A 24,762-nucleotide genomic window follows, 5' to 3' on the forward strand; every position below is an offset into this window, starting at 1 on the left:
GAAACGCGGCCCAAGAAACAGCCGCTTAAGGCCGGCGCGCGCGGCCCAGCAACAGTTCCGAAACGGGCATCGGCGCCCAGGCCGGCAGCGTCCACTCCCGCCGCGACGTGTCGACTTCGAAGCCCGCCTCGATGATCGAGCGCTCAGTGTCGCGATGGGTGTGGCAGTTGCCGAACAGCCTGGGCCACAGCGTCGCGTCGGCGAGCCGCTGAAAGCGGCCCCGCGCGCCGGCGCTCGCCACGTGTTCGAGATAGCGCAGCTCACCGCCCGGACGCAGCAACGAGTAGAGCCGCCGCAAGACGCCCACCGGGTCGTGCACGGAGCACAGAACCAGCGAGCACACGATCGCGTCGAACGGCTCGTCACCGCTGATCCCCTCCGCGGTCTCGCTCACCACATCGACGTGGGTGGGCACGACGGCGGCCGCGGCGCGGGCCTGCTCGGCGAGGCGCGGCTCGGGCTCGACGGCCAGTACATGCTTCACGGACGCCGGGTAGTTCGGGAAGTTCGTCCCGATGCCGGCGCCCACCTCGAGCACGCGGCCCGACAGGCCGGCCAGGTTCTCCCGGCGCAGCGCCCGCACCGCCTCGGTCTCATGCGAGGCGACGACGGGCCAGACCCGCGCGAAGAATGGGTTGTCGACCTTGACCGCCCCCGCCCGCGTCATCGCCGCGCTCCCCGCGGCGACCGGTGCGCGGTCACCCACTCGGCCAGCAGCCGGGGGGTGGAGTCGGTGTCGCAGTAGCCGATCACCACCTGCCCGCAGAAGACCGAGCACAGCACCCGGTCGGCGAACGCCTCGGCGTCTCCGAATGGCAAGTGCGGCTTGGAAATCAGCATGGCCGCCACCCCGTGTGCCGCGCTCCACACCTGCAGGGCGACCTTGGTCGGGTCGTCCTCCGAGAGGTAGACGCCGTCGTCCATCAATTTCTGCACGGTGTCACGCATGTGCGTGAAGGCCGAGCTGTCGAGTGTCACGTCGACGCTGCTCCCCGACCGCCACTCGCCCATGGTGGCGATCCGGTACAGCTCCGGGTTCTGGATGGCGAAGCGGACGTAGGCCAGGCCTTGGGCGCGTAATACCTCGACCGCGGAGGTGCGTTCGGCGCTCACCCGCTGCATTTCCACGTCGAGCTTTTCGAAGTAGCGGGCGCACACCGCGTCCATCAGCGCCTCTTTGTCGGCGAAGTGCAGATAGATCGACGGCGGTGTGACGCCCACCCGCTGGGCCACCGAACGGATCGACACCGACCTCGCGTGCCCGGTTTCCAGCAGCAGACCGGTGGCGGCATCGAGGATCTCGTCGCGGAGCCGTTCACCGGAACCGCGGGGCGCACGCGCGCGCCGGAGGCCCTCAATCGCCACGTCAACCAATGTTGGTCACCGACTCCCTGATCTCCCTGCCGTTGTGCTCGACCGGCGCCCCGGTCGGCTCGACGGGGGCCGGTGCGGGGGCGGGCCCCTCGCTGATGCCGAACCGCTCGTGCAACCAGGCCAGGGGCTTTGGCGCCCACCAGTTCCAGCGGCCCATGACGTGCATGAACGCCGGAACCAACACCATACGCACCAGGGTGGCGTCAGCAAACACCGCGAGCGTAAGCCCCAGACCGAACATTCGCATGAATGACACGTGAGCGGCGATCAGGGCCGCGAACGACATCGACATCACCAGCGCGGCGGCGGTGATCACCCGCCCGGTGCGGGCCACGCCGTGCGCGACGGCCTCGTCGTTGGCGGCATTCGCCTCGGCCGCACCGGCCTTCGCCGGTCGGTATTCGAGCCAGTACTCGCGGATCCGCGAGATCAGGAACACCTCGTAGTCCATCGACAGGCCGAACGCGATGCAGAACAGCAACACCGGCATGTTGGCCACCAGCGTGCCGCTGGGGGTGGTTCCCAACGCGCCGAGATGCCCGTCCTGGAAGATCCACACCAGCGCTCCGAAGGCCGCGCTCAGCGACAGCACATTGCAGGCCAGCGCTTTGAGCGGCAGCACCAGGCTGCCGGTCAGCAGGAACAGCAGCGCGAAGGTGATCGCGGCCATCAGTCCCAGGACGAGCGGCAGCCGCTCGGTCACCGCGTCCACGCTGTCGCGGTTGATCTGGGCGAAGCCGGCCATCTCGACCGCCCGGCCGGCGGGCCCGCGAACCTCGTGCAACCGCCTGAGCTGGGCGTCGGAGGCCTTGGAGAACAGCGGTGCGGCGCTGTTGACGGTCAAAAACGCGCTGCCGTCCGCCGTCCCGGTGGCCGCGGCCGGCGGTCCGACCCGGTTGCCGGCGACGAACGTCCCGCTGGGCGCGCTCACGGCGGAAACGTCGGGGACCCGGGACAGGTCGGCGGCGTAGTTGTCGAGGTCGGCGGGGCCGAGCCCGCGGACGTCGGGCACGACGATCGGCACCGCCGTCGCCGAGTCGGTGGCGAAGTTGGTGCGCAGCTGATCGCCGACCTGGTGCGACGATGCCGAGCGGGGCAGCACGCGGTCGTCGGGGAAACCCCATTTGACCGAGAAGAACGGCAGCCCCAGCAGCGCCATCAGCGCGACCACGGCCGCGCCGATCGGCAGCCAGCGCCGCATGACGAACTTGCTCGACCGGTACCAGAAGAGCTGCTCGACGGGCTTGTGCACCGGTTCCGGACGGCGCAGGGCCCGGCGCACCAGCCGGCGGACGTCGAGCGCGTCGAGCTTCGGGCCGAGCAGGACGATCGCGGCGGGGGTCAGCACGATCGAGGCGGTGGCCACGAAGGCCACCGTGGCCACCCCGGCGTAGGCGAACGACTTGAGGAAGTACATCGGGAACAGCGCGGTGGCCGACATCGACAGCGCCACGGTGACGGCGGAGAACAGCACAGTGCGGCCGGACGTGGCCATGGTCCGGATCAGCGCCTGTTCGCGGTCACATCCGTCGGCCAACTCGTCCCGATAACGGCTGACGATCAGCAGTGTGTAGTCGATCGCGAGGGCCAGACCCAGCGCCGTGCTGAGGTTGAGCGCGAAAATCGAGACTTCGGTGGTGAAGGTGATAAGCCGCAGCACCGTCATCGAGCCGACGACCGCCAGGGCGCCGAGCGTCATGGGCAGGGCCGCCGCCAGCAGGCCGCCGAACACCCAAACCAGCACCAGGAAGCTCAGCGGGATCGCGATGACCTCCATGACCAGGAGGTCTTCCTGATTCTGCTTATTGATCTGGGCGTACTCCATGGCCGAGCCACCGGCACGGACGGAAACCCCGTCACGGTCGTGAACGAACTGGTCGGACAGCGTCTGGGCGTTCTTCTGGGCGTTGTTCTCGCCGCCCTTGAGGTTGACGACGATCAGCCCCGACTTCCCGTCGCTGCTGGTCAGGTTCTTCGCGGCCTGCGGCGGCGCCGTCCACGGCGCCGTCACGTTGTAGACCAGCGGCGACTGCCGCAGATCGTCGGCGAGGCCGGTGGCGACCTTGCGCGCCTGGTCGCTGTCGACGCCCCCCGGCGCCGTCACCAGGATCAGCATCTGCTGGCCGCTCTGCCCGAACTTGTCGCTCAACACGGCGATGGCGCGGGCCGACTCCGAGTGGGGGTCCTGAAAGCCGCCGGGCGACAAGCTGTCGGCGACGGGAATGCCGAACACCGCCGCGGCGACGAAGATGAGGAACCAGATCGCAACGATCCGCCGAGGCGCCGCAATGGCCAGTCGAGCGATCCGTTGCAACATGTTCGAGCCCTCCCCGTCAGCCGGTGCCCCACGCCCGGCCGCTCTATCCGCGCAAACTTACCGGCGCTAACTTACAGGTGTCAAACAACGCCATGGCTTGTAAACGGGTGGGCCGGAGGCCAAGTTCAACGCGGCGCGAAAACCACGGCGACACTAAGAATCCGGCAAGAAAACGGGGCGAGAAAGGCCCGCTCAAGGCCGCAATCCCGGCCGCGACCCCGAAAAACCTACCCGCCGGTAAATTGCCACCATTTTCCGAATCGCGACTCAAAGATTCCTTAGAGCCGGCCCATACGCTCAGTGTCATGTGGATCGACGACACAAGTGCCGACGTCATCAAGGCCGACTTCGAGGCCCTCTACCACGGCGACATGTTGGTCGAGGGGGAGACCTCGGAGCAGTTCGAGGACTACCAGCCCCTCCCGACGGCGAGTTGAGGTAGATCATGAGCATGCTTGCACGGTTACTGATGGCCGAACCCGCCGTGAGCCGGTGGTTCCGCCGCTAGGTGAACCTCAGTGAAAACGTCAGCCCCCCGCGCATCGCGGGGGGCTTTCGTTATGTCGGGGCGCTGAAATCTCAGCGGGGCGCCATGCGGATGGCGCCGTCCAGCCGGATCACCTCGCCGTTGAGCATCGGGTTTTCGATGATGTGCACCGCCAGCGCGCCGTATTCGTCGGGATCCCCCAGGCGAGCCGGGTGCGGCACCTGCTTGCCAAGCGATTTCTGCGCCTCCTCGGGCAGCGAACCCAGGAGCGGGGTCTTGAACAGGCCCGGCGCGATGGTCACGACGCGGATCAGCTCGCGCGACAGGTCCCGCGCGATCGGCAGGGTCATGCCGACGACCCCTCCCTTGGAGGCGGAGTAGGCGGCCTGCCCGATCTGACCGTCGAAGGCCGCGACCGAGGCGGTGTTGACGATGACGCCGCGTTCCTCCCCGATGGGCTCGGTTTTGGCGATGCGTTCGGCGGCCAGCCGCAGCACGTTGAACGTGCCGATCAGGTTGACCTCAATCACCTTCTTGAACTGGTTCAGCGGGAACGGGCCGTCCTTGCCCAGGGTCTTGATGGCGTTGCCGATGCCCGCGCAGTTGACGTTGATCCGGAGCGGGCCGAGCGACTCGGCGGTGTCCAGCGCCTTGGCGACGCCCGCCTCGTCGGTCACGTCGGTCTGCGCGAAGTGCGCGCGATCGCCCAGCTCGCGCACCGCCTCCTCGCCCCGCAGGTCCAGCACGACGACCTGCGCGCCGGCGTCCAGGAGCCGCTTGGTCGTGGCCAGGCCCAGGCCTGACGCGCCCCCGGTGACGACGGCTACGGCGTCTGAGATCTCCATCCGAGTCCTTCCCTATCCAGCCAACCAGTTGGTTGGCGACTATACCCAGTCGCCGAGGATCGTCTCGACGTCGGTCACCGGCGCGGACGGAGGCCGCGGCCTGTCGGTCGCGGTGCGGGAGAACCGCGGCGCGGGCAACGGCTGCAGTCCGCCGTCGACCTCGTAGAAGGTGTTGCGTTCGGTGATGTGCGGCTCGCTCTGCACCTCCCCGAACGCCAGGACGGGCGTCACGCAGGCATCGGAGTCGGCGAACACCTTGGCCCAGTGGTCGCGGTCCTGGCTTGCGAACCTCTCGGTCAGGGCCGCCCGCAGCTCGGGCCAACGGCCGACGTCGTTCTGCCCGGGCAGGTTGGCGGGATCCAGGCCGAGGCCGGCCAGCATGGCGGCGTAGAACTGCGGCTCGATGGCGCCGACGGCGACGTAGCGCCCGTCGGCGCACTCGTAGGTGTCGTAGTAGGGGGCGCCGCCGTCGAGCATGTTGGTGCCGCGCGCGTCCGACCACATGCCCATCGAGCGCATCGACCACATCATCTGGATGAGCATGCTGGAGCCGTCGACCATTGCGGCGTCGACGACCTGTCCCTTGCCCGAGTGCTGCCGCTCCCACAGCGCCGACAGGATTCCCAGGAGCAGGAACATCGAGCCACCGCCGAAATCGCCGACCAGGTTCAGGGGCGGCACTGGACGCTCGCCCGCCCGGCCGATCGCGTGCAGGATCCCGTTGAGCGAGATGTAGTTGATGTCGTGACCCGCCTGCTGGCTGCGCGGGCCCGTCTGTCCCCAGCCCGTCATCCGGCCGTAGACCAGTCGGTCGTTGACCTTTGCGCAGTCCTCGGGTCCCAGCCCGAGGCGCTCGGTGACGCCGGGACGGTAGCCCTCGATCAGCACGTCGGCCTTGGCCACGAGGCGGAGCACCGCCTCGCGGCCCTCGTCGGACTTGAGATCGGCCGTCACGACGCGGCGGTTGCGCATCATCGCGTCGCGGGCGGCACCCCGGGGGCCGCCGGTCGGCCGGTCGATGCGGACGACGTCGGCGCCGAGGTCACCGAGAATCATCGCGGCGTGTGGGCCGGGTCCGATGCCGGCAAGTTCGATGACGCGCAGCCCTCTCAACGGTCCAGCCATATCCCTGAAAGACCTTTCGTCCACTCTGACGCACCCGGTGACAACCGGCCGTTCGCATCTTCGCAGCCGACGCGCGCGGGCGCGCACCGGGTGGCTCTCCGGGCCACTAGGGTGAGCGCATGCCACACTCTGGGATCGACTCCCTCGCACCCGTCGCGGGCCTCGCGGTCACGCTGACCGACGGCGTGCTGTCGGTGACCATCGACCGCCCCGACAGCCTGAATTCGCTGACCGTGCCGGTCATCACGGGCCTGGCCGACGTGATGGAACGCGCGGCCACCGACCCCGGCGTGCGCGTGGTGCGCCTGGGCGGCGCGGGTCGCGGCTTCTGTTCCGGGGCCGGCATCAGCGCCGACGACACCGCCGGCGGGGTCCCCCCGGACGAGATCGTCCGGGAGATCAACCGGTTGATCCGCGCGATCGCCGCCGTGCCGCACCCGGTGGTCGCCGTTGTCCAGGGACCGGCCGCCGGCGTGGGCGTGTCGATCGCGCTGACCTGTGACGTCGTGCTGGCGTCGGAGAAGGCGTTCTTTCTGCTCGCCTTCACCAAGATCGGGTTGATGCCCGACGGCGGCGCGTCCGCGCTGGTGGCCGCCGCGGTCGGCCGCATCCGGGCGATGCGGATGGCGCTGCTGCCCGAGCGCCTGCCGGCCGCCGAGGCCCTGGAGTGGGGACTGGTGACCGCGGTTTACCCGCCCGACGAATTCGATGCCGAAGTGGACAAGGTGATCGCACGGCTGCTGGCGGGCCCGGCGGTCGCGTTCGCCAAGACCAAGCAGGCGATCAATGCGGCTACGCTCACCGAGCTCGATCCGGCGTTGCAGCGCGAACTGGAAGGGCAGGCGCACCTGCTGGTGTCGCACGACTTCAAAGAGGGGACAACGGCTTTCCAGGAGCACCGCGCGCCCACATTCGTCGATCACTGAAAACCCTCGCCGCGCACGGTTTCGCGCGGCCGCGGCAGGCAATCCTCTCCAGCGTCGGGTCCGAATCCCTGACCGACCAGAAACGGAGATTCCATGGTGGATCAGGTGCGGTGCCTGGTGACCGGCGCGACGGGCTACATCGGCGCCCGGCTAGCGCCGCGATTGCTGGACGCGGGCCACGGTGTTCGCGCGCTGGCCCGCAACCCGGACAAGCTGTCCGGCGTGCCGTGGCGCGACCGGGCGGAGGTGGCGCGCGGCGACCTGGGTGACGTCGACTCGCTGATCGCGGCGTTCGAGGGGATCGACGTGGTCTACTACCTCGTCCACTCGATGGGCACGTCGGACGACTTCGCCGACGAGGAGGCCCGCTCGGCCCGCAACGTCGTGACGGCCGCCCGGCGCGCCGGGGTGCGCCGGATCGTGTACCTCAGCGGCCTGCACCCGGAGGGCCGCAAGCTCTCCCCCCACCTCGAGTCGCGGGCGGCGGTGGGCGACGCCCTCATCGAGTCCGGCATCGAAACGGTGGTCCTGCAGGCCGGCGTGGTCGTCGGCTCGGGCTCGGCGTCGTTCGAGATGATCCGCCACCTCACCGACCGCCTGCCCGTGATGACCACGCCGAAGTGGGTGCACAACAAGATTCAGCCGATCGCGGTGCGCGACGTGCTGTACTACCTCGTCGCCGCGGCGACCGCGCCCGTCCCGTCATCGCGGACCTGGGACATCGGCGGCCCGGACGTGCTCGAGTACGGCGACATGATGCGCGTCTACGCCGACGTGGCGGGGCTGGGCAAGCGCTACCTGATCGTGTTGCCGTTCCTCACGCCGACGATCGCCAGCCTCTGGGTCGGCACCGTCACGCCGATCCCGCCGGGACTGGCCCGGCCGCTGATCGAATCGCTGGAGTGCGACGCGGTGATGCGCAACCACGACATCGACGGCGTCATCGAACCGCCGCCGGGCGGCCTGATCGGCTACCGCCACGCCGTCGAGCTGGCGCTCAGCCGGGCGATGCGCGGCCTGCCCGAGGCAACCTGGGCCTCGCTGCGCACCGAGCCGGCCGAGCCGCTGCCCAGCGACCCCGACTGGGCCGGCGAAATCGTCTACATCGACGAGCGGACATTGGCCGCCCCCGCCCCGCCCCCCGACGTGTGGAAGGCCCTCGAGCGCGTCGTCGAGCGTTCACAAGGCTGGCGGGTGGAGGAGAGCGATCCCGGCTCGATGATGCGGCTGCAGGTGAAAACCCGCGCCCCCGGGCGCGAGTGGCTGGAGATCACCATCGCCCCGCAGGACGGCGGCACCCGCTACACGCAGCGGTCGATCTTCATGCCGACCGGCATCCCGGGCCGGGTGTATTGGGGGGCGGCGCGGCGCCGGCACGCCGCCGCCGCGCAGGCTCTGGCCGACGAGGTCGTCGGAGCCTAGCCGTCAGACCCCGAACATCGGGGGCAGGACCAGCACCATGATGAGGCCCCACACGAAGTGGGTCAGCACCGGCGCCAGCACGCCCCCGGTCGCGCGGCGCTCGAACGCGCACACGGTCCCGAGGATCACCGCGGCGAACCCGAGCATCGGGTTGCCGCTGGCCAGCGTGGCGCAGGTGTACAGGATGGTGGAGATCAACACGGGGCGGTGGCGCCCCAGCGCGCTGTAGAGCGCCCCGCGGAAGAACACTTCCTCGGCGACGGCGTTCACGACCGTGATCGCGACGATCACCGGATACCACCCCTGGTGCGCGTACTCGAGCACCCGCGTGATCAGGGCGGCGACGGGATGGATCTCGCGGGCGATCAGCCCGCCGACGATGAACACGAGCCCGAGCAGCAGGCCGACGGACGTCCCCGTGATCACCGGCCGCTGGTTGCGGCCGCGCCAGCAGATCCCGCCCAGGTGCAGCGGGCCGGAGACCAGGGCGCCGGCGATCCACACCGCCGCCAGCGCGAAGGTCAGCCAGTAGAAGCTCGGCTCGCCCGGGTGCAGGCGCAGCGAATAGCCCAGCACCGCGGCGCCGACGACCAGCGTGATCGCAACGATGATGCGCCGGCGCCGCACCACGCCGGGCGCCTCGTTGGGTGACACCGCGACCTTGGTGAGCGCGCGACGAAACTCCGAGACGGCGTTGACGGGGGTCTCGGAGGTCTGTGACTGGCTCATGCGAGGCGCACCTTCGGGGTCAGGGAGATCAGGATGTCGAGGCCCGTGCGCAGCGCGCCGGCCAGTGGGCCGGGTACCCGGTCGACGAGCCCGAGCGTCGGCCGGGCGAGGGGCGGCGTGACGGCCCGGGCCAGCCTTCGAATGCGCAGCGCGTCGCCGCCGGCCCAGGCGGGATCGCTGTCGGCCAGGTGGTGCGGATCGGCCAGGGCGTTGACGGGCTTGGGGCGCCCGTCGGTCAGCGCCAGCGCGATGGCCTCGTCGACGCCGAGCAGGCCGCCAGGTGGGTCGGGAACGCGGCCCCGCAGACCGCTGGCGGATGCCACCATCGGGTGGTCCAGCGACCCGACCAGGTCGCCGGCTAGCCCGGGCGGCACCGGGAGGGCGACGCCGGTGATCAGCGATGCCAGGCCGGTGTCGACCCTGCCGACCGGCACGGCGGCGTGCCACCGGCCGGAGACGCGCGCGTAGGTCCGGAGCAGCTCCCGGTACGAGGTGGTGTCCGGTCCGGAGATGTCGTAGGAGCCCGCGGGCACCCGCTCCGCGTCGGCGGAGGCAACCAGGTAGTGCAGCACGTCCCGGATTGAGATCGGGTCGATCGGGTTGTCCATCCAGCTCGGCGTGGGGATCAGCGGGAATCGGTCGCCGACGTAGCGCATCATCTCGAAGGACGTCGAGCCGGCGCCGATGATGATCGCGGCGCCCAGCCACACCAGGTCGGGGCCGTCCGCGACGGTCAGGGCCTCGGCCACCTCGGCGCGGCTGGCCAGATGCTCGGAGAGGGCCTCGTCGGCCGGCACGAAGCCGCCGAGGTAGACGATGCGCCGCACGCCGGCGTCGCGCGCCGCGGCCGCGACGTTGGCGGCCGAGGCCCTGTCGACGTCGCGAAAGCCCGGCTGGCCGATGGCGTGCACCAGGTAATACACGACGTCCACGGCGCCCGCGTCGGCGAACGCCGCACGCACGGACGCCGGGTCGGACGCGTCGAGCGCGACGGGCGTGACGTCGGCGAACCAGCCGAAGCGCCGGAGGCTTTCGGGTTTCCGGGTCGCGGCAACGACCTGGTGCTTTTGCTGAAGCAACTCCGTGACCAGCCGCGATCCCACATAACCCGTCGCCCCCGTGACGAGGATGCGCATAATCTCGACACTAGCCGCTGCGCGACAATGCAGCAGATGAACCCATGCGGGCTCGGCGCCGTGATGCAGCCGGCACGAATGGAAGAAGTGGAGACATGTATTACCTGCTGATCCTGGCGGTGGGCATCGAACGCCTGGTTGAGCTGGTGTTGTCCAAGCGCAACGCGCAGTGGTCGTTTGCCCGGGGCGCCAAGGAGTTTGGCCGGCCGCACTACGCGGCGATGGTCGCCATCCACACCGCCCTGCTGGTCGGCTGCCTCGTGGAACCGTGGGCGCTGCACCGGCCGTTCCTGCCCTGGCTGGGCTGGCCGATGCTGGCGGTGGTGGCGGCGAGCCAGGGGCTGCGCTGGTGGTGCATCGCGACGCTGGGCCACCGGTGGAACACGCGGGTGATCGTGCTGCCGGACGCCCCGCTGGTATCCGGGGGCCCCTACCGGTGGCTGCACCACCCCAATTACGTTGCCGTGGTCGCCGAGGGGCTGGCGCTGCCGCTGGTGCACACCGCGTGGCTGACCGCGCTGGCGTTCACCGCCGCCAACGCGGTGGTGCTGCGGGTGCGGCTGAACGTCGAGAACTCCGCGCTGGGCTACGCATGACCGACTACGACGCGGACCTCTTGGTCGTGGGCGGCGGCCCGGGCGGCCTGGCCACCGCGCTGCACGCCCGCCGGCACGGCCTCTCGGTGATCGTGGCCGAACCGCGGGAGGGCCCCATCGACAAGGCCTGCGGCGAGGGGCTGATGCCCGGGGGACTCGCGGAGCTGACGTCTCTCGGCGTGGACCCGGCCGGCATGCCTTTCCGCGGCATCGCCTACGTGAGCGGAACCCGCCGCGCCCAGGCGCGGTTCCGCGGCGGACCGGGCCGGGGCGTGCGCCGGACCACCCTGCACGCGGCGCTGCAGGCGCGGGCCAAAGAGCAGGACACCGAATGGATCCGGGCCAAGGTCACCGGCGTCCGGCAGGACCGGCAGGGAGTGACGGCCGCCGGCGTGCGGGCGCGGTGGCTGGTGGGCGCCGACGGGCTGCACTCGGCGGTGCGGCGCGCGGTCGGCATCCCGGCGACGGCCGGTACCCCACGACGGCACGGCATGCGGTGGCACTTTCAGGTCCCGGCGTGGTCGGAATTCGTCGAGGTGCACTGGTCGCGGTGGGGCGAGGCGTACGTGACCCCGGTGGAACCCGACCTCGTCGGCGTGGCCATCCTGTCGCGGGGACGCCCCGACCTGGCGTGGTTTCCGGAGCTGGCGGCGCGGTTGGACGGCGCCGCCCACGGACGGCCCCGCGGCTGCGGGCCACTGCGCCAAGTAGTTTCGCGCCGGGTCGCCGGGCGGGTGTTGTTGGTGGGCGACGCGGCGGGGTACGAGGACGCGCTGACCGGCGAGGGCGTCAGCCTGGCGGTCAAGCAGGCCGCCGCGGCGGTCGAGGCCATCGTGGACGACGCACCGTCGGCGTATGAATCTGCGTGGCACCGGGTTACACGCAATTACCGGTGGCTGACCCGCGGACTGGTGCTGGCCACGACGCCTCGCCCGGTCCGGCGTGTCGTCGTGCCCGCGGGCGCCCTGCTGCCGACGGTGTTCGAGCGGGCCGTGAACGTCCTGGCTTCTTAGCGGGCCTGCCAGACCGGTTCCCGCTTCTCGGCGAAGGCCCGCGGCCCTTCCTTGGCGTCCTCCGACCTCATCAGCGACCGCATCTCGCGCATGGTGCGCTCCCAGCCCGGCTCGTCACCGGTGATCACACCGTCGTCGACCCCGTAGGCGATGCGCTTGCTCGCCTGCACCGACAGCGGCGCGTTGACGGTCACGCGGGCGGCCAGCGCCAGCGCGGCGTCCAGCACCGCCCCGTCGTCGACTACCTGGTTGATCAGGCCCCACTTGCATGCGTCGGACGCGGAGATCGGCTCGCCGGTCATCAGCAGTTCGAGCGCCACCTTGCGGGGCAAGTGGTCGACGATCCGGAACACGCCGCCGGCGGCCGCGATGAGGCCGCGCTTGACCTCCGGCAGGCCGAACGTGGCGCTCTGTGCGGCGACGACGAGGTCGCTCGCCAGCGCGATCTCCGTTCCACCGCCGAGCGCGGTGCCGTTGACGGCGGCGATGGTCGGCTTGTCGATGAAGTGCCGCACGTAGCCGGCGAAGCCCCACTCGGCGTGGTCAGGGTGGTAGATGTTCTCCCGGCGCGCGATGGCCTTCAGGTCGGCCCCCGCGCAGAACGACTTGCCACCCGCGCCGGTGATGACCACGGCCCGCACTTGCGGGTCACGCTGCGCCTCGTCCAGCGCTCCCCCGACGCCGATGCTCACCGCCGCGTTGATCGCGTTGCGCGCCTCCGGCCGGTTGATCGTGATGACCATGACGTTGCCGCGACCTTCGGCCAGCACCGCCGGCTGGCCATCACCAGCCTCCGTCACAGGAGTTCGACGATGGTCGCGTTGGCCTGGCCGCCGCCCTCGCACATGGTCTGCAGGCCGTAGCGAATTCCCTTGTCGCGCATGTGGTACAGCAGCGTGGTCATCAGCCGCGCGCCCGATCCGCCGAGCGGGTGGCCCAACGCGATGGCGCCGCCATTCGGGTTGAGCTTCTTCTCGTCGGCGCCGATGTCCTTCAGCCACGCCAGCGGGACCGGCGCGAACGCCTCGTTCACCTCGTAGGCCCCGATGTCGTCGATCGACAGCCCGGAGCGCTTGAGCACCTTCTGGGTCGCCGGGATGGGCGCGGTCAGCATGATCACCGGGTCGGCCCCGGCCAGCGTCGCGGTGTGCACCTTCGCGATCGGCTTGAGCCCCAACGACTTCGCCTTCTCGGCGGACATGAACAGGATCGCGGCCGAACCGTCGGAGATCTGCGACGAGTTGCCGGCGTGGATCACGCCGTCCTCCTTGAACGCCGGCTTCAGCGACGCCATCTTCTCCATCGGCGTGCCGCGGCGGATGCCCTCGTCCTTGAGCACCACGTTCTCGTCCTGGTCCTTGATGCCCACGATCTGGTCGTCAAACGCGCCGGAATCCTGTGCGGCGGCAGCCTTTTCGTGAGAGGCGAGGGAGAACTCGTCGAGCGCGGTGCGGTCCAGGCCCCACTGCTCGGCGATCATCTCGGCGCCGATGCCCTGGTTGGGGATCCGGCCCTCGTAGCGATCCAGGAAGGTCTGCGGGTACGGCCGCCCGCCGTTGGCCAGCGACGATCCCATCGGGGTCCGCGACATCGACTCCACGCCACCGGCGACGACGACGTCGTAGTGCCCGGCCACGACGCCGGCCGCCGCGAAGTGAATGGACTGCTGGCTCGACCCGCACTGCCGGTCGACGGTCACGCCCGGCACAGTCTCCGGCCAGCCGGCGGCCAGCAGGGCGGTGCGGCCGATGTCGAGGGCCTGCTCCCCCGCCTGCATGACGCAGCCCCAGATGACGTCGTCCACGATGCCCGGGTCGATGCCGGCCTTATCGGCCAGCCCGTTGAGCACCTGCGCGGACAGGTCGGCCGGGTGGACCCCGGACAGTCCGCCGTTGCGCTTCCCGATCGGCGATCGCACTGCCTCGACGATGACGGCTTCAGCCATGGTGATGTCTCCTTTGACGGTCGGACTTCAGACGCTTGCGTCGATTGTCAACCAACGCGTTGGGAGGGCGGGGGGCGGGGTGGTGTCAACAAGCTGGACAGCGAATGCCGATCGGTCGCGCGCATTGACATTTCGCCGTGAAATTCGTCGTCGCGCAATCAAAGTCGGCACCGAATTCCATGCGGTGTTGCGCAAAAGCCCGCAAATTTCCCGCCGGAGTCTTTAGCATCGCGATAAGACCGTGACGACGGACTGATGTAGGCCGGCCGAAGGATCGCGCATGTCATACGTGGATTTCGCACCAGAGGCAGCGGCGGCCGCGGCGGGCAACATAGCGGAGATCGGCTCGAACCTCACGGCCGCCAACGCGGCGGCGGTGGGTCCGACGACGGGCATCGCGGTGGCGGCGGCCGACGAGGTGTCCACGGCGGTCGCCGCGCTCTTCGGGACATTCGCCCAGGACTTTCAGGCCCTCAGCGCGCAAGCGGCGGCGTTCCACGATTCGTTCGTCCGGGGCCTGGCCCAGGCAACAGGTCTGTATGCGTTCGCCGAGTCGGCCAACGCGTCGCCCCTGCGGGACGTCGCCCGGGCATTACTGAACGCCGCGGGTGCGCCTCTGGAGGAGGGCGGAGCCGCCACCGGGGGCGGCACCACCGGAGGCGGAGGCGGAACCACGACCGGCGGAACCACGAATGGGGGCGGAACCACGACCGGTGGGGGCGGGAGCGGCGGCGGTGGGCTGGCGGCGACGTACACGCTCACGTCGCAGTGGAGCAATGGCTTCACCGCCGATTACACGATCACCAATTCCGGCACGACTCCACTGACCAACTGGCAGGCCCAATTCACCCTGCCGGCAAACGAATCCATTACGAGTGTGTGGAATGCGCAGTTTGCGCAATCGGGGACGCAATACACCCTCACCCCGCAAAGTTTTGACGCGACCATTGCGCCGGGCGGTTCGGTCACCGTGGGCTTCCAGGCCAGCCAGACCGGCACGTACTCTGCGCCGACAAACCTGCTTGTCAACGGCCAACCGGTGACCGTGGGCGGCACGGGCACGGGCACGGGCGGCACGGGCGGCACGGGCACGGGCACAGCCGGTGGGACCGTCATCACCACCCAGTACGGCACGACGACGATCGCGAATGCCTACGTGGTGCAGAACAATGCCTGGAACAACCCGGGCGGGCAATCCATCAGCGTCAGCCCCACCGGGTTCACCATCGCCACCGAAATCGGCTCGGCGCCCACCAACGGCGCCCCGCTTGGGTACCCGTCGATCTACGACGGCTGGCACTACGGCACCGGATCGCCCGGGACGAACCTGCCCCTGCAACTGAGCGGCATCCAAACGGCCACCAGCAGCATCAGTTACACCTATCCGAGCAGTGGAATCTACGACGCCTCCTACGACATCTGGCTCAATCCCACGCCCATCACCACCGGGGTCAACCAGCAGGAGATCATGATCTGGTTCAACCACGTGGGCCCGATTCAGCCGGTCGGCTCCGTGGTCGGCAACGCCACGATCGACGGGCAGAACTTCCAGGTGTGGAAGGGCGGCAACGGCCAGAACAACGTGGTGTCGTACGTCGCGACCGCCCCCATCACCTCCTGGGACAACATGGACGTGCTGGGCTTCATCGACAACACCGAAACCCTTGAGCCCGTTACCAACTCGTGGTACCTGACGAGCATCCAGGCCGGCTTCGAGCCGTGGACCGGCAGCGTCGGCGCGTCGGTCGACTCGTTCTCCGCCAGCGTCAACGGCGTCAGCTAGGGACGGCCTCGCACCGAGCTTGCCGTAGAAGTCGTGCGTCGCACCACGATCGCAGCCGCAATCTCGGCGACAAGCGCCTCAGCCCACGGGGTACCCCACCGACTTGACCTCGGTGTACTGGTCGAAGCCGGCCACCCCGTTCTGGCGTCCCACCCCCCTGTACTTGTACCCGCCGAATGGGGTGTCGGCGCCGTAGGGGGCGCCGCCGTTGACGCCGATGAAGCCCGCGCGGATGCGGCGGGCCACCGCCAGCGAACGCTCCAGCGAGCCGGACATCACGTTGCCCGCCAGACCGTACTTGCTGTCGTTGGCGATCCGGATCGCGTCCTCCTCGTCGTCGTACGGGATGACCGACAGCACCGGGCCGAAGATCTCTTCCTGCGCGATGGTCATCGAGTTGTCGACGTTGACGAAAAGCGTTGGCCGCACGAAGAATCCCTTGTCGAAGCCGGTGGGGGCGTCCGGTCCGCCGACGAGGGCGGTGGCCCCCTCCTCGACACCCTTGCGGATGTAGCCCATCACCCGATCGCGCTGCCGCTCCGAAATCACCGGGCCGCAGAGGGTTCCGGGGTCCTGCGGGTCGCCGCAGGTGACGTTCTCGTAGATGCTCTGGAGAATCGCCACCCCCTCGTCGTAGCGGGACCGCGGCAGCAGCATCCGGGTCGGGTTGGCGCAGCCCTGGCCGGCGTGCATGCACGGCGCGATCCCGATCGCGCACGCCAAGCCGAAGTCGGCGTCCTCCAAGACGATGGTGGCCGACTTCCCGCCGAGCTCCAAAAACAGCCGCTTCATGGTGGCGGCGCCCTTTTCCATGATCCGCTGGCCCACCACCGTCGAACCCGTGAACGAGATCAGGTCGACCTTCGGTGACAAGGTGAGCTCCTCGCCCACGAAGTGATCCGAGGCGGTGACGACGTTCACCACGCCGGGCGGGATGTCGGTCTTCTCGGCGATCAGCCGGCCCAGCCGGGTCGCGTTGAACGGCGTGTTCGGCGCCGGCTTGAGCACCACGGTGTTGCCGGTGCCCAGGGCCTGCCCGAGCTTGTTCAGGGTGACCTCGAACGGGAAGTTCCACGGCACGATCGCGCCGACGACGCCGACCGGCTCCCGCCACACTTTGATGGACGTGTTCGCGCCGGTCAGGCTGATCACCCGGTCACCCAGATCGGTTTCCCAGGCGTACTCGTCGATCAGCCGGGCCGGATACTTCAGGCCGTCCTGCAGCGGGGCGTCCAGCTGGGGGCCGTACGTGATGGCTCGCGGTGCACCGACCTCGAGAATCAGCTCCTCGCGCAGCTCTTCCTTCTCCGACTCGATCGCCTCGTGCAGCTGGAGCAGGCAGCGCTTGCGCAGCTCCCGGTTGGTCGACCAGTCGGTCTCGTCGAAGGCCCGCCGGGCGGCGTCGATCGCCCGGTGCATGTCCTCCTTGGACGCGTCGGCAACCTCCCCGAGGCTCTCCTCGGTGGCCGGGTTGATGTTGGTGAAGGTGCCGGCCTGGCCGTCGACGAGCTTGCCGTCGATCATCATCTTCGGCTCGAAGCGGACCTTTACAGCCTCGGTCATGTTTGTCACTCTCTTGTGGGTCGTTCGGTGGCTATGGAGAGCCTTACCGGAAACTAGCCGATTGGCAAGGTGCAACCGCCGCCGCCCTGCTCACTGGGGGTCGAAGAGCACCGGCAGCGACGTCGGCGACCGGAAGACCTGCCCCCGGATGTGCGGATCGTCGCCCTCGGGATCGAGCCGCAGATTCGGGAGCCGGTCGAGCAAGAGATTGACGGCGGTTCGCATCTCCAGCCGGGCCAGGTGCATGCCGAGGCAGACGTGTACGCCGTGGCCCCAGGCAAGATTGGGCTTGTACTGCCGGTTGATGTCGAACCGGTCCGGCTCGGGGTAGCGATCTTCTTGCCGGTTCGCCGAGCCCAGCATCGGCATGACCGTCGCACCGGCCGGGATCGCGACCCCGCCCAGTTCGGTGTCGCGGGTCGCCACCCGGGTGATGGTCAACAGCGGCGGCTCCCATCGCACGCCCTCCTCGATGGCCTGCGGGAGCAGCGACCGGTCCGCGCGGATGGCGTCCAACTGCGCCGGATCGCACAGCAGTCCGAACAACAGGCTGCCCAGCGCGCGGTAGGTCGTCTCGACGCCGGCGGGCAGCAGCAGGCGCAGGAACGAGTAGATTTCCTCGTCCTCGAGCTTTTGCCCGTCGATCTCGGCCCGCGCCAGCGCGCTGATGAGATCGTCCTTCGGTTCGGCGCGGCGGGCCGCGAGGATCGGTGCGAAGTAGTCGCACAGCGCGGCCGAGGCGGCCAGCCCGCGCTCCGGGTTCATCAGCCAGCTCAGCAGCGAGATCGACCAGCGCTGAAACTGCGGGTAGTCCTCCTGCGGCAGGCCCAGCAGGCCGGCGATGATCTGGCTGGGGTAATCGAAGGTGAACTCTTTCACCAGATCCGCCTTGCCGCGGGGCGCGAATTCATCGATCAAGGCGTTTGCTACCCGGCCGACGAGCTCGTCCTGCCATCGCGCCAATGACTTCTGCGAGAACGCCTTTGACACCAACGACCGCAGCCGGCCGTGGATCGGCTCGTCCATGCCGAGCATCACGCCTTCGCCCAGCACCGGTCCGAACGCCGCGATCACGGCCGACGACGAGAACGTCTCGTTGTCGCGCAGCATCTGCTGGACGTCCTCGTGGCGATACACGATGAACATCGGCAGCGATTCCTCGTGCGGCAGCGCCCCCGACGTCTCCAGGCGCTGCACCGGTTCTTCGCGGCGAATCCGCGCCAGTTCGGTGTACGGGTCGCGCACGTCACCGGATATCGCGTCGTCGAAGGCGCCGAAGTCCGCCAGGTCGTCGAAAAGCTGTTCCATTACTTCTCCCCTGATTGTTGATGCCGCGCGGCCAGGCGCTCCAGCAGCGGCTTCGGCAGAATCCGCGCGACGAGCACCATCCCGCGTTGGGCAGCGGTCAACGGCCACGCACCGCCGCGCATCGACCCCTGCCGGGGTATGCCCAGCACGATCCGCGACATGTGATGCATACCCGAGGCCGGCATGAATCTGTTGGCGGCCAACAACATCGACGCATCCAGACCGACGCCGCGGCGGCGAAACGCCCCCCGGTCGTTCAGCGCCTCGAGCAGGCCGTCGGCGAACCGCTCGGGCGGCCGTGCAAGCTTCATCGCCGCCCGCCCGCGGGTGTTCATGGTGGTGTGCAGCCGGGCATACGGGCCGGTGAAGTCGCGGTTGTCGGTGGTCCCCGCGTCCGTGATGATGTCGGTGTCGTACATCCCGGCGACCAGGATCGTGACGCCGAGACCGAACGGCGCGATCTCGGACGCCATCGCCTCGCCCCAGCGCTCCCTCGCGCCCTTGGCCGCCGAGTACGGTCCGGTGGCCGGCTGACCCCGCACCCCCGCCGCGCTCGACACCAGGACGATGCGGCCCTCCCCCGCCGCCCGCATCGACGGCAGCAGCGCCTGCGTGAGGGCGACGGGACCCAGGACACTGGTGGCGAACATGTTGTGCCACAACGCCATATCCGTCTCCTCCACCATGCCGGCCGCGGAGATGCCCGCATTGTGGACGAGGGCGTACGGCGCACCGACGGCGTCCTCGATCGCCTTGGCGGCTGCGGCCACCGACGCGGCGTCCAGCAGATCGAGCTGGACGCCGATCAGCCGATCGTCGTCCGGTCGGGTGCCGGTCGCCTCGCGCAGCGCCGGCATCCCCCGGTCCGGGTCGCGGATGGCCGCGACGACGCGCCACCCGTCACGGTAGAGGCGGACGGCCGAGGCGAACCCGAGCCCCCGCGACGCCCCGGTGATGACGACGGTGCGCGGCTCAGCCATTCTTGCCCGAAGACGCAGTCGCGCACGGACCTTGGCCCGGTGGCGGCGGCTCGACGTGCGGCCGCCCGTTGGGCTCCCCGCTCGCCCACGTCGACCAGATGCCTACCGAGTAGGGACCTTGGGCGCCGGCCTTCTCGTAAAATCCTTGCGGGTCATACACTTTGGCCTCGGGGTACGGCCACGGGCAGGCCACCGATGTCGCGGCGTGGCTGACCTTGATGAGCCAGAACCAGCCACCGTAGGCGAAATAGGACACGTTGATGATGGCGAACATCACCAGGAACGTGCCGAGCACCGGACGCGTCGGGAAGATCTTCGCCTTCGCGGCCAGCTTCTCCGCAACCGATTTGCCGGTGTCGTCGCGGTAGCACAGGATCGCGGCCGGGATCATCACGAAGGTCACCGACAGCGATTCCCAGATGAGCGGGAATTGGAAGGTCGTGCCGGTGAACACCGACCCCCACGGGATCACCTGGGCGTAGATGTACATGCCCCAGTGGATCAAGGTGTTCTCCAGGAAGGCATCCATGACGAACCCGAGCACCAGGACTATCGCCCCCAGGCAGAGGAGCGGGTGCCGCGACACGAAGGCCTCCGGCCCGTGCCGGGCCTGCAGCCTGCGCAGCATCCATACCCCGGGGAAGTACGGCCCGAAGTAGAACATCACGTATCCGAAGACCACAAAAGGTTCGACCGTGGGCGAGATCGACACCAGTGGCCAGGATTCCGGCCAATGCACCAGATCGGGGTTGTAGACCGCGAACGGCGACCAGTTCATGATCGGGTCCTGCCACACGATCAGCGTCGTGCACAGGAACATCAGCATCACCGGGCTCCCGGGATTGCGGCGCCAGCCCCTGACGAACACGATCAACAGCACGATCAGCGCCACGACCGTCGCCCAGTCGAGGAAACCGATGTAGTCCAGCCCGAACGTGAATCTCACCGGTCGCGGCCGCCCCTGCACGTTCGGGTTGGCGACCCGTGGGTCGAGCGCTACGCGGCAATTCGCGATGAAGAAAAGCGTGAACGCCGCCAGAGCGGCGCCCGCCACCCAGCCGCCCCAACTTCCCCTGCGATCGGTCCGTGCGGATTTCAGATCCTGTTGCGCCGCAACCGGTGCGGACTGCTCGGTGCTCATCGCTCGTCGCCTACTCTCCGAAACGGTCGACCAGATGTGAGTTGACGCCGTCGGCGTCGAGGGAGCGGGCCACCAGGTAGCCGGCGCCCATCCAACCGCGGCGGGTCCACTTACCGAAGGACACTCGGGTGCCCGGCGCCCCCGAGGCGGCGGGCATCATCTTCACCCGCTCCAGTGCCTCCTTGACCCCACGCGGGCTGAGCGGATGCGCGTCAGCGAACGCCCGCACGAGGGTGGCGGCCACGTCACGGTTGACCACCGAGACGCAATATTCCGGACGGCTGCCGTCGTATCTCGTCGCGTACCGGTCGAGGAAGTCCTGGCCGATGGGATTGCCCTCGTCGTACTGGTCGACCCCGATCCAGCCCGTGAACGCGTCCCACATGATCGGATTCACCCACGCGTTCTGGAACGCGGTGGTCGTGAATCTCGGTGGATCCCAGTCGACGGCCTGCAGAGCGGGGTTGATGAACACGATCCCGAAGCCGAAGCCAAGGTGCACGAGCGCCTCGGCCTTCGCGTCGTGCAGGGTACGCACGGCCTCGTTGATGTCCTGGGCGGTCTGCGCGATCGCCGCCTCAGCCACGATGCGGATCCCGTTGCGGCGGCAGGCGCTTCGGAGGTTCTTCAGATAGCTCTCGCCGATCAGGTTCTGTTCGACGAGGACCCCGATCTCGGAGAGACCGCGCTTGGCGAGCAGGTCCGCGATGAAGATGGGTTCATCGGTCATCGAACCCTGCGGAAATGAGAAGGTCCATTCGCCGAGCCAGTCGTCGGTACCGGTGACGCTGATCGCCGGCACCTTGAACCGCTCCTCGATCGCCTCGCGCGTGGGCACGCAGTTGTCGGTGATGTGCGGCCCGAACACCACCAGGCAGCCCTCCTCGACGAGCTCACCGAACGCGTCGATCACCGCCTTGACCGATCCCTTGGGAAGGCCTTCGACCTCGCGGTAGATCATCTGCACCGGGCGATCCATCACGCCCTGCTCGACGGCCTCGGAGAAGACGAGGTCGAAGCATCGCGTGAAACTCGCCATCAATTCCTCGGGGAACCCGGGGGGAAGCGTGAAGTCCATCAGGTAGCCGACCTTGATCGGCTCCGCGCTGCTTTCGTAGGACATTCGACCTCCCGGGGCGACCACCGACGTGCACTGACCCCAACGCAAAACCTAATATTTGTTCAGCACCCTAGCCCGGGCCCGCACGCACCGTCAATCAGACCCCAGGTAGATCTCGATCATGTCGCCCAGGGCCGTTCCCATCGCCGCATCGTCGGTGAGCGGCCCGGCGATCGCGGCCCGGGCCGCCTCCCGCAGGCTCAGGCCGCCGGCGGCCAGCCTGCCCGCCGCGACGAGCACGCGGGTCGACGCCACCTCGCGCAGTCCACCCGTCTCCAAGCGGCGGATGGCATGACCCAAGCGCACCAGCTCGGCCGCGGTGGCATCGTCCACCCCCGCCTCGCGCTGCACGATCCCCTGCTCGACATCGGCTGGCGGGAAACCGAATTCGATGGCCACCATCCGCTGACGCGTCGAGTCCTTCAGGTCCTTGAGCACGCTCTGGTAGCCGGGGTTGTACGACACCACCAAGCCGAATCCGGGCGCCGCGTTCAACGTGACGCCGAGGCGCTCGATCGGGAGCTGACGGCGGTAGTCGGCCAGTGGGTGCAGCACCACGGTGGTGTCCTGCCGGGCCTCCACGACCTCGTCGAGGTAGCAGATGGCGCCCTCGCGGACCGCCCGGGTCAGCGGACCGTCCACCCACACCGTCTCGTCGCCCTGCAGCAGGTACCGGCCCACGAGATCCGCGGTGGTGAGGTCGTCGTGGCAGGCGACGGTGATCAGCGGGCGGCCGAGGTCGTGGGCCATCGCCTCGACGAATCGGGTCTTCCCGCAACCGGTCGGCCCCTTCAGAAGCAGCGCCAGCCCCTGCCGGTAGGCCGCCTTGAAGACCGCCTCCTCGTTGCCGATCGCCTGATAGTAGGGCCGCACCGGTTCCGCCTCGACGCCCCCGCCGACCCGCCGAGCCAGCCCGGCCTCGTCGCCCATAGCCACCTTCCCTGAGTGAATCAACGACCGCGAACGTGCGTGGATGTACGCGACTCGCCGCGTGTCGTCGCGCCGACACGCACGCTCACGGTTCGTCGCCGGACTTCGGCCGAGCGCAGCGCGGAGCGGAACAGCGGTCCGATGACACCGGCGAGTTGGTCCGGCCGCGCGATCGTCGCGTGGGCGGTATCGCCGAACACCCGGCGCAGGGAGGGCACGTCGGTGCCGGCCCCGATCGTGAGGCACACGCTGCCGGTGCCGCGCCGCCGGGCCTCGGCCAGCGCCCGTCGCGCGTCGGCGGCGCCGTACGCCCGTTCGTACCCGTGGTCGTACGCGAGCCCGTCCGACAACACCACCAACAGCCGCCGGGACGTGCCGCCGCGCGCCTCCACGACCGCCGACCCGTGGCGGATCGCCGCACCCAGGCGGGAGTACGCGCCCGGCTCGAGGCTGTTGAGCCGCTTCATCACTCGCGAATCCAGATGGTCGTCGAATCGCTTGACGGGCACCATGGTGACCGCGCCTCGGCCCTGTGAGTAGTAGGCGTACAGCGCGACGCGGTCACCGAGGTCGTGCAACGCGACGGCGAGATTGGCGACGGCCGCGCGCTGTTGTTCGTGCACGGTGCGGCCCGCGGTCCCGGGCTCCGCCGCCGACCCGGAGACATCGAGGAGGAGGAGGACCGACAAATCGCGGCGACGTCGCAGGCTGGCGAGGTACACCGACTCGTCGGGGACCGACCGGGCCAGCACCTCGACACGCGCCTCGACCGCCGCGTCGATGTCGATGTCGTCACCCTGCGACTGGCGGTGGCACCGGTGCGGGCCCACCCCCAGGCGCGCCAAGGGGCGCCGCACCCCGACGGCGGCTTCGATAGCGTGGGTGGCCGACGCGCTGATCTGCGGCTCCACCTCACGCACGGTGCACCACGCGGGCCGGTAACGACGGCGCGCCGCGTCCCACTCCGGATACCTCAGGCCGTCCTCGCCCGGCGAACGCCGGTAGCCGTCGGCGGCGTCGTTCGACACCGCCGCCAGCGAGGACACCGCGTGCGCACCGCGTGTCGCGGAGTCGGTCCGGTGTGTCGGGGTGTCCGCGCCGGGCGGCCCACCGCCGCTACCCGTCTTGCGCGCGGACGACAGCATCTTCTTCAACCACGTGCCGATGAAGCCGCCCCCGCCGACCGGGCTGGTGAACAGGTCCGGATCGTCGGACTCGTCGGTCGCCGCCGCGTCGAGTTCGTCGAGTTCCGGGGCGCCGCGGCGTCGCGGGGCGTGACCTTGGTTCTCCCTTTGCTCCTGTTCCGCGGCCCGCGCGGACGCGATCAGCTTCGCCGGGCGAATCCCGCCGAATTCCGGCGGTGGGTCTCCGACCGCCGCCCTGCTACGGGCGACGTCGAGGGAATCCGCGGGTGACCCACTGCGACAGGCGATCTCGGGGTCTCCTAGGGAGGCCAACGTCGCGGGGAGCAGGTCGGAATTGCCGACCAGAGCGCGGTGCCCCTCGACCGCCAGGTAGCGGGTGGCCAGCCGCGGGCGGTGCAGGATTGCCCGCGCGACGACGGCATCCAGGCTGCCGGCCCCGATCATCGAGGCCTGAACGGCTACCGCTTCCAGTCTGGCGCGCGACGGTGCACACGCGTCGACGTAGATCGTGTGGCCGTCCGTCCACGCAGGTCCCGGCGAAGCATGTCCCGCCACCGCGACCGGCCGGCCGGCGAGCGCCGACGCGAACATGCTCAAGCCGGGTGACCACGGGGTCTGGGCGTCGTTCGCCACGCTCGACCTCATTTGCACACGGCGTCGTTGACCAAATATCTGTTCCACCGTAAGGTCCCGGCGTACCGCGGTCAATGAACGGCGCAGCCCCTCGCATGCACTGCACCATTGATTCCACCGGCCGGGCCGCGGTGGTCACCCGCGGCGGCCGGGGGCTGGGGCGTCTTCACCGGCTCGAGCGAGCGCGTTGACCAGATTTCCGCTCCGCCGTAGAGTCCGGCTTGGCCGCAGTCAATCGCGCGAA

22 protein-coding genes are annotated in these 24,762 nt (G+C 69.3%); 6 read left to right on the forward strand and 16 right to left on the reverse strand.

From position 1 onward, the window contains the following. Positions 1-25 precede the first annotated feature (25 nt). From GPY60_RS18045 to GPY60_RS18055, 3 genes are read right to left on the reverse strand one after another with little or no spacing between them, the layout of a single operon-like run. The gene (locus tag GPY60_RS18045; RefSeq protein ID WP_156689058.1) at positions 26-667 is read right to left on the reverse strand and encodes a class I SAM-dependent methyltransferase; all 642 of its coding nucleotides are present in this window, start codon (positions 665-667) and stop codon (positions 26-28) included. Next, positions 664-1,365, reverse strand: a complete 702-nt coding sequence (locus tag GPY60_RS18050; RefSeq protein WP_197283723.1) for a TetR/AcrR family transcriptional regulator — start codon at positions 1,363-1,365, stop codon at positions 664-666. The genes GPY60_RS18045 and GPY60_RS18050 overlap by 4 nt, the downstream gene beginning before the upstream one ends. A 1-nt stretch (position 1,366) precedes the next feature. Further along, positions 1,367-3,691, reverse strand: coding sequence for an MMPL family transporter (locus GPY60_RS18055; RefSeq protein ID WP_156689059.1), 2,325 nt, complete (start codon positions 3,689-3,691; stop codon positions 1,367-1,369). 305 nt (positions 3,692-3,996) lie between these two features. Here GPY60_RS18055 and GPY60_RS27435 point away from each other — a divergent pair, with 305 nt between their 5' ends. Next, positions 3,997-4,128, forward strand: a complete 132-nt coding sequence (locus GPY60_RS27435) for a hypothetical protein (protein WP_156689060.1) — start codon at positions 3,997-3,999, stop codon at positions 4,126-4,128. Between the two features lie 142 nt (positions 4,129-4,270). Here GPY60_RS27435 and GPY60_RS18065 read toward each other — a convergent pair whose 3' ends face one another. Next, a complete protein-coding gene (locus GPY60_RS18065; protein WP_156689061.1) occupies positions 4,271-5,023 on the reverse strand; it encodes a 3-hydroxyacyl-CoA dehydrogenase in 753 nt (250 codons plus the stop codon). A 39-nt stretch (positions 5,024-5,062) separates the two neighbouring features. After that, positions 5,063-6,148: a CaiB/BaiF CoA transferase family protein gene (locus tag GPY60_RS18070; protein ID WP_156689062.1), complete on the reverse strand. Its 1,086-nt coding sequence runs from the start codon at positions 6,146-6,148 to the stop codon at positions 5,063-5,065. Between the two features lie 119 nt (positions 6,149-6,267). Between GPY60_RS18070 and GPY60_RS18075 the strand changes: the two genes are divergently transcribed. Further along, positions 6,268-7,074, forward strand: coding sequence for an enoyl-CoA hydratase (locus GPY60_RS18075; RefSeq protein ID WP_156689063.1), 807 nt, complete (start codon positions 6,268-6,270; stop codon positions 7,072-7,074). A 93-nt stretch (positions 7,075-7,167) separates the two neighbouring features. Further along, positions 7,168-8,496 carry a DUF2867 domain-containing protein gene (locus GPY60_RS18080; RefSeq protein ID WP_156689064.1) on the forward strand — a complete coding sequence of 443 codons (1,329 nt, stop codon included), beginning with the start codon at positions 7,168-7,170 and terminating at the stop codon, positions 8,494-8,496. A gap of 3 nt (positions 8,497-8,499) precedes the next feature. Here GPY60_RS18080 and GPY60_RS18085 read toward each other — a convergent pair whose 3' ends face one another. Continuing rightward, on the reverse strand, positions 8,500-9,225 hold the full coding sequence (locus GPY60_RS18085) for a CPBP family intramembrane glutamic endopeptidase (protein WP_156689065.1): 726 nt from the start codon (positions 9,223-9,225) through the stop codon (positions 8,500-8,502). Further along, the gene (locus GPY60_RS18090; RefSeq protein ID WP_156689066.1) at positions 9,222-10,361 is read right to left on the reverse strand and encodes an NAD(P)H-binding protein; all 1,140 of its coding nucleotides are present in this window, start codon (positions 10,359-10,361) and stop codon (positions 9,222-9,224) included. The genes GPY60_RS18085 and GPY60_RS18090 overlap by 4 nt, the downstream gene beginning before the upstream one ends. Positions 10,362-10,456: 95 nt before the next feature. Here GPY60_RS18090 and GPY60_RS18095 point away from each other — a divergent pair, with 95 nt between their 5' ends. Further along, on the forward strand, positions 10,457-10,957 hold the full coding sequence (locus GPY60_RS18095; RefSeq protein WP_156689067.1) for an isoprenylcysteine carboxyl methyltransferase family protein: 501 nt from the start codon (positions 10,457-10,459) through the stop codon (positions 10,955-10,957). Next, complete coding sequence (locus GPY60_RS18100; protein ID WP_156689068.1) at positions 10,954-11,970, forward strand: NAD(P)/FAD-dependent oxidoreductase; 1,017 nt, start codon at positions 10,954-10,956, stop codon at positions 11,968-11,970. Before GPY60_RS18095 ends, GPY60_RS18100 begins: the two co-directional genes overlap by 4 nt. Here GPY60_RS18100 and GPY60_RS18105 read toward each other — a convergent pair. Both GPY60_RS18105 and GPY60_RS18110 read right to left on the reverse strand, forming a co-directional pair. Next, positions 11,967-12,770 (reverse strand): crotonase/enoyl-CoA hydratase family protein, encoded by an 804-nt coding sequence (locus GPY60_RS18105; protein WP_156689069.1) that lies wholly within the window; start codon positions 12,768-12,770, stop codon positions 11,967-11,969. The two genes, GPY60_RS18100 and GPY60_RS18105, sit on opposite strands and share 4 nt — an antisense overlap. After that, positions 12,767-13,915, reverse strand: coding sequence for a thiolase family protein (locus tag GPY60_RS18110; protein ID WP_156689070.1), 1,149 nt, complete (start codon positions 13,913-13,915; stop codon positions 12,767-12,769). The genes GPY60_RS18105 and GPY60_RS18110 overlap by 4 nt, the downstream gene beginning before the upstream one ends. A 280-nt stretch (positions 13,916-14,195) precedes the next feature. On the opposite strand from GPY60_RS18110, the gene GPY60_RS27840 reads away from it, so the two are divergent. Beyond that, positions 14,196-15,698: a GH12 family glycosyl hydrolase domain-containing protein gene (locus GPY60_RS27840; protein WP_197283724.1), complete on the forward strand. Its 1,503-nt coding sequence runs from the start codon at positions 14,196-14,198 to the stop codon at positions 15,696-15,698. A 78-nt stretch (positions 15,699-15,776) separates the two neighbouring features. On the opposite strand, the gene GPY60_RS18125 is transcribed toward GPY60_RS27840, so the two are convergent. The 7 genes from GPY60_RS18125 to GPY60_RS18155 all read right to left on the reverse strand — a co-directional run bounded on the left by GPY60_RS18125 (position 15,777) and on the right by GPY60_RS18155 (position 24,518). Next, positions 15,777-17,261, reverse strand: a complete 1,485-nt coding sequence (locus tag GPY60_RS18125; RefSeq protein WP_156689071.1) for an aldehyde dehydrogenase family protein — start codon at positions 17,259-17,261, stop codon at positions 15,777-15,779. A 90-nt stretch (positions 17,262-17,351) separates the two neighbouring features. After that, entirely contained in the window at positions 17,352-18,569 is a 1,218-nt protein-coding gene (locus GPY60_RS18130) for a cytochrome P450 (RefSeq protein ID WP_156689072.1), read from the reverse strand. Next, entirely contained in the window at positions 18,569-19,549 is a 981-nt protein-coding gene (locus GPY60_RS18135) for an SDR family NAD(P)-dependent oxidoreductase (RefSeq protein ID WP_156689073.1), read from the reverse strand. Before GPY60_RS18135 ends, GPY60_RS18130 begins: the two co-directional genes overlap by 1 nt. Then, a complete protein-coding gene (locus tag GPY60_RS18140) occupies positions 19,542-20,690 on the reverse strand; it encodes a spirocyclase AveC family protein (protein ID WP_156689074.1) in 1,149 nt (382 codons plus the stop codon). Before GPY60_RS18140 ends, GPY60_RS18135 begins: the two co-directional genes overlap by 8 nt. Positions 20,691-20,700: 10 nt before the next feature. Next, positions 20,701-21,813, reverse strand: coding sequence for an ABC transporter substrate-binding protein (locus GPY60_RS18145; protein ID WP_156689075.1), 1,113 nt, complete (start codon positions 21,811-21,813; stop codon positions 20,701-20,703). A gap of 90 nt (positions 21,814-21,903) precedes the next feature. Then, positions 21,904-22,740, reverse strand: a complete 837-nt coding sequence (locus tag GPY60_RS18150) for a CbbQ/NirQ/NorQ/GpvN family protein (protein ID WP_156689076.1) — start codon at positions 22,738-22,740, stop codon at positions 21,904-21,906. A gap of 20 nt (positions 22,741-22,760) precedes the next feature. Beyond that, complete coding sequence (locus tag GPY60_RS18155; RefSeq protein ID WP_370462753.1) at positions 22,761-24,518, reverse strand: nitric oxide reductase activation protein NorD; 1,758 nt, start codon at positions 24,516-24,518, stop codon at positions 22,761-22,763. Positions 24,519-24,762: the final 244 nt, after the last annotated feature.

It is taken from the genome of Mycobacterium sp. Marseille-P9652 (assembly GCF_902652685.1).
Taxonomy (GTDB): domain Bacteria; phylum Actinomycetota; class Actinomycetes; order Mycobacteriales; family Mycobacteriaceae; genus Mycobacterium.

Coding starts and splice junctions, on each gene's coding strand:
- GPY60_RS18045 (WP_156689058.1), bottom strand. CDS start 667: ATGACGCGGGCGGGGGCGGTCAAGGTCGACAACCCATTCTTCGCGCGG.
- GPY60_RS18055 (WP_156689059.1), bottom strand. CDS start 3,691: ATGTTGCAACGGATCGCTCGACTGGCCATTGCGGCGCCTCGGCGGATC.
- GPY60_RS27435 (WP_156689060.1), top strand. CDS start 3,997: ATGTGGATCGACGACACAAGTGCCGACGTCATCAAGGCCGACTTCGAG.
- GPY60_RS18065 (WP_156689061.1), bottom strand. CDS start 5,023: ATGGAGATCTCAGACGCCGTAGCCGTCGTCACCGGGGGCGCGTCAGGC.
- GPY60_RS18070 (WP_156689062.1), bottom strand. CDS start 6,148: ATGGCTGGACCGTTGAGAGGGCTGCGCGTCATCGAACTTGCCGGCATC.
- GPY60_RS18075 (WP_156689063.1), top strand. CDS start 6,268: ATGCCACACTCTGGGATCGACTCCCTCGCACCCGTCGCGGGCCTCGCG.
- GPY60_RS18080 (WP_156689064.1), top strand. CDS start 7,168: ATGGTGGATCAGGTGCGGTGCCTGGTGACCGGCGCGACGGGCTACATC.
- GPY60_RS18085 (WP_156689065.1), bottom strand. CDS start 9,225: ATGAGCCAGTCACAGACCTCCGAGACCCCCGTCAACGCCGTCTCGGAG.
- GPY60_RS18090 (WP_156689066.1), bottom strand. CDS start 10,361: ATGCGCATCCTCGTCACGGGGGCGACGGGTTATGTGGGATCGCGGCTG.
- GPY60_RS18095 (WP_156689067.1), top strand. CDS start 10,457: ATGTATTACCTGCTGATCCTGGCGGTGGGCATCGAACGCCTGGTTGAG.
- GPY60_RS18100 (WP_156689068.1), top strand. CDS start 10,954: ATGACCGACTACGACGCGGACCTCTTGGTCGTGGGCGGCGGCCCGGGC.
- GPY60_RS18110 (WP_156689070.1), bottom strand. CDS start 13,915: ATGGCTGAAGCCGTCATCGTCGAGGCAGTGCGATCGCCGATCGGGAAG.
- GPY60_RS27840 (WP_197283724.1), top strand. CDS start 14,196: ATGTCATACGTGGATTTCGCACCAGAGGCAGCGGCGGCCGCGGCGGGC.
- GPY60_RS18125 (WP_156689071.1), bottom strand. CDS start 17,261: ATGACCGAGGCTGTAAAGGTCCGCTTCGAGCCGAAGATGATGATCGAC.
- GPY60_RS18130 (WP_156689072.1), bottom strand. CDS start 18,569: ATGGAACAGCTTTTCGACGACCTGGCGGACTTCGGCGCCTTCGACGAC.
- GPY60_RS18135 (WP_156689073.1), bottom strand. CDS start 19,549: ATGGCTGAGCCGCGCACCGTCGTCATCACCGGGGCGTCGCGGGGGCTC.
- GPY60_RS18140 (WP_156689074.1), bottom strand. CDS start 20,690: ATGAGCACCGAGCAGTCCGCACCGGTTGCGGCGCAACAGGATCTGAAA.
- GPY60_RS18145 (WP_156689075.1), bottom strand. CDS start 21,813: ATGTCCTACGAAAGCAGCGCGGAGCCGATCAAGGTCGGCTACCTGATG.
- GPY60_RS18150 (WP_156689076.1), bottom strand. CDS start 22,740: ATGGGCGACGAGGCCGGGCTGGCTCGGCGGGTCGGCGGGGGCGTCGAG.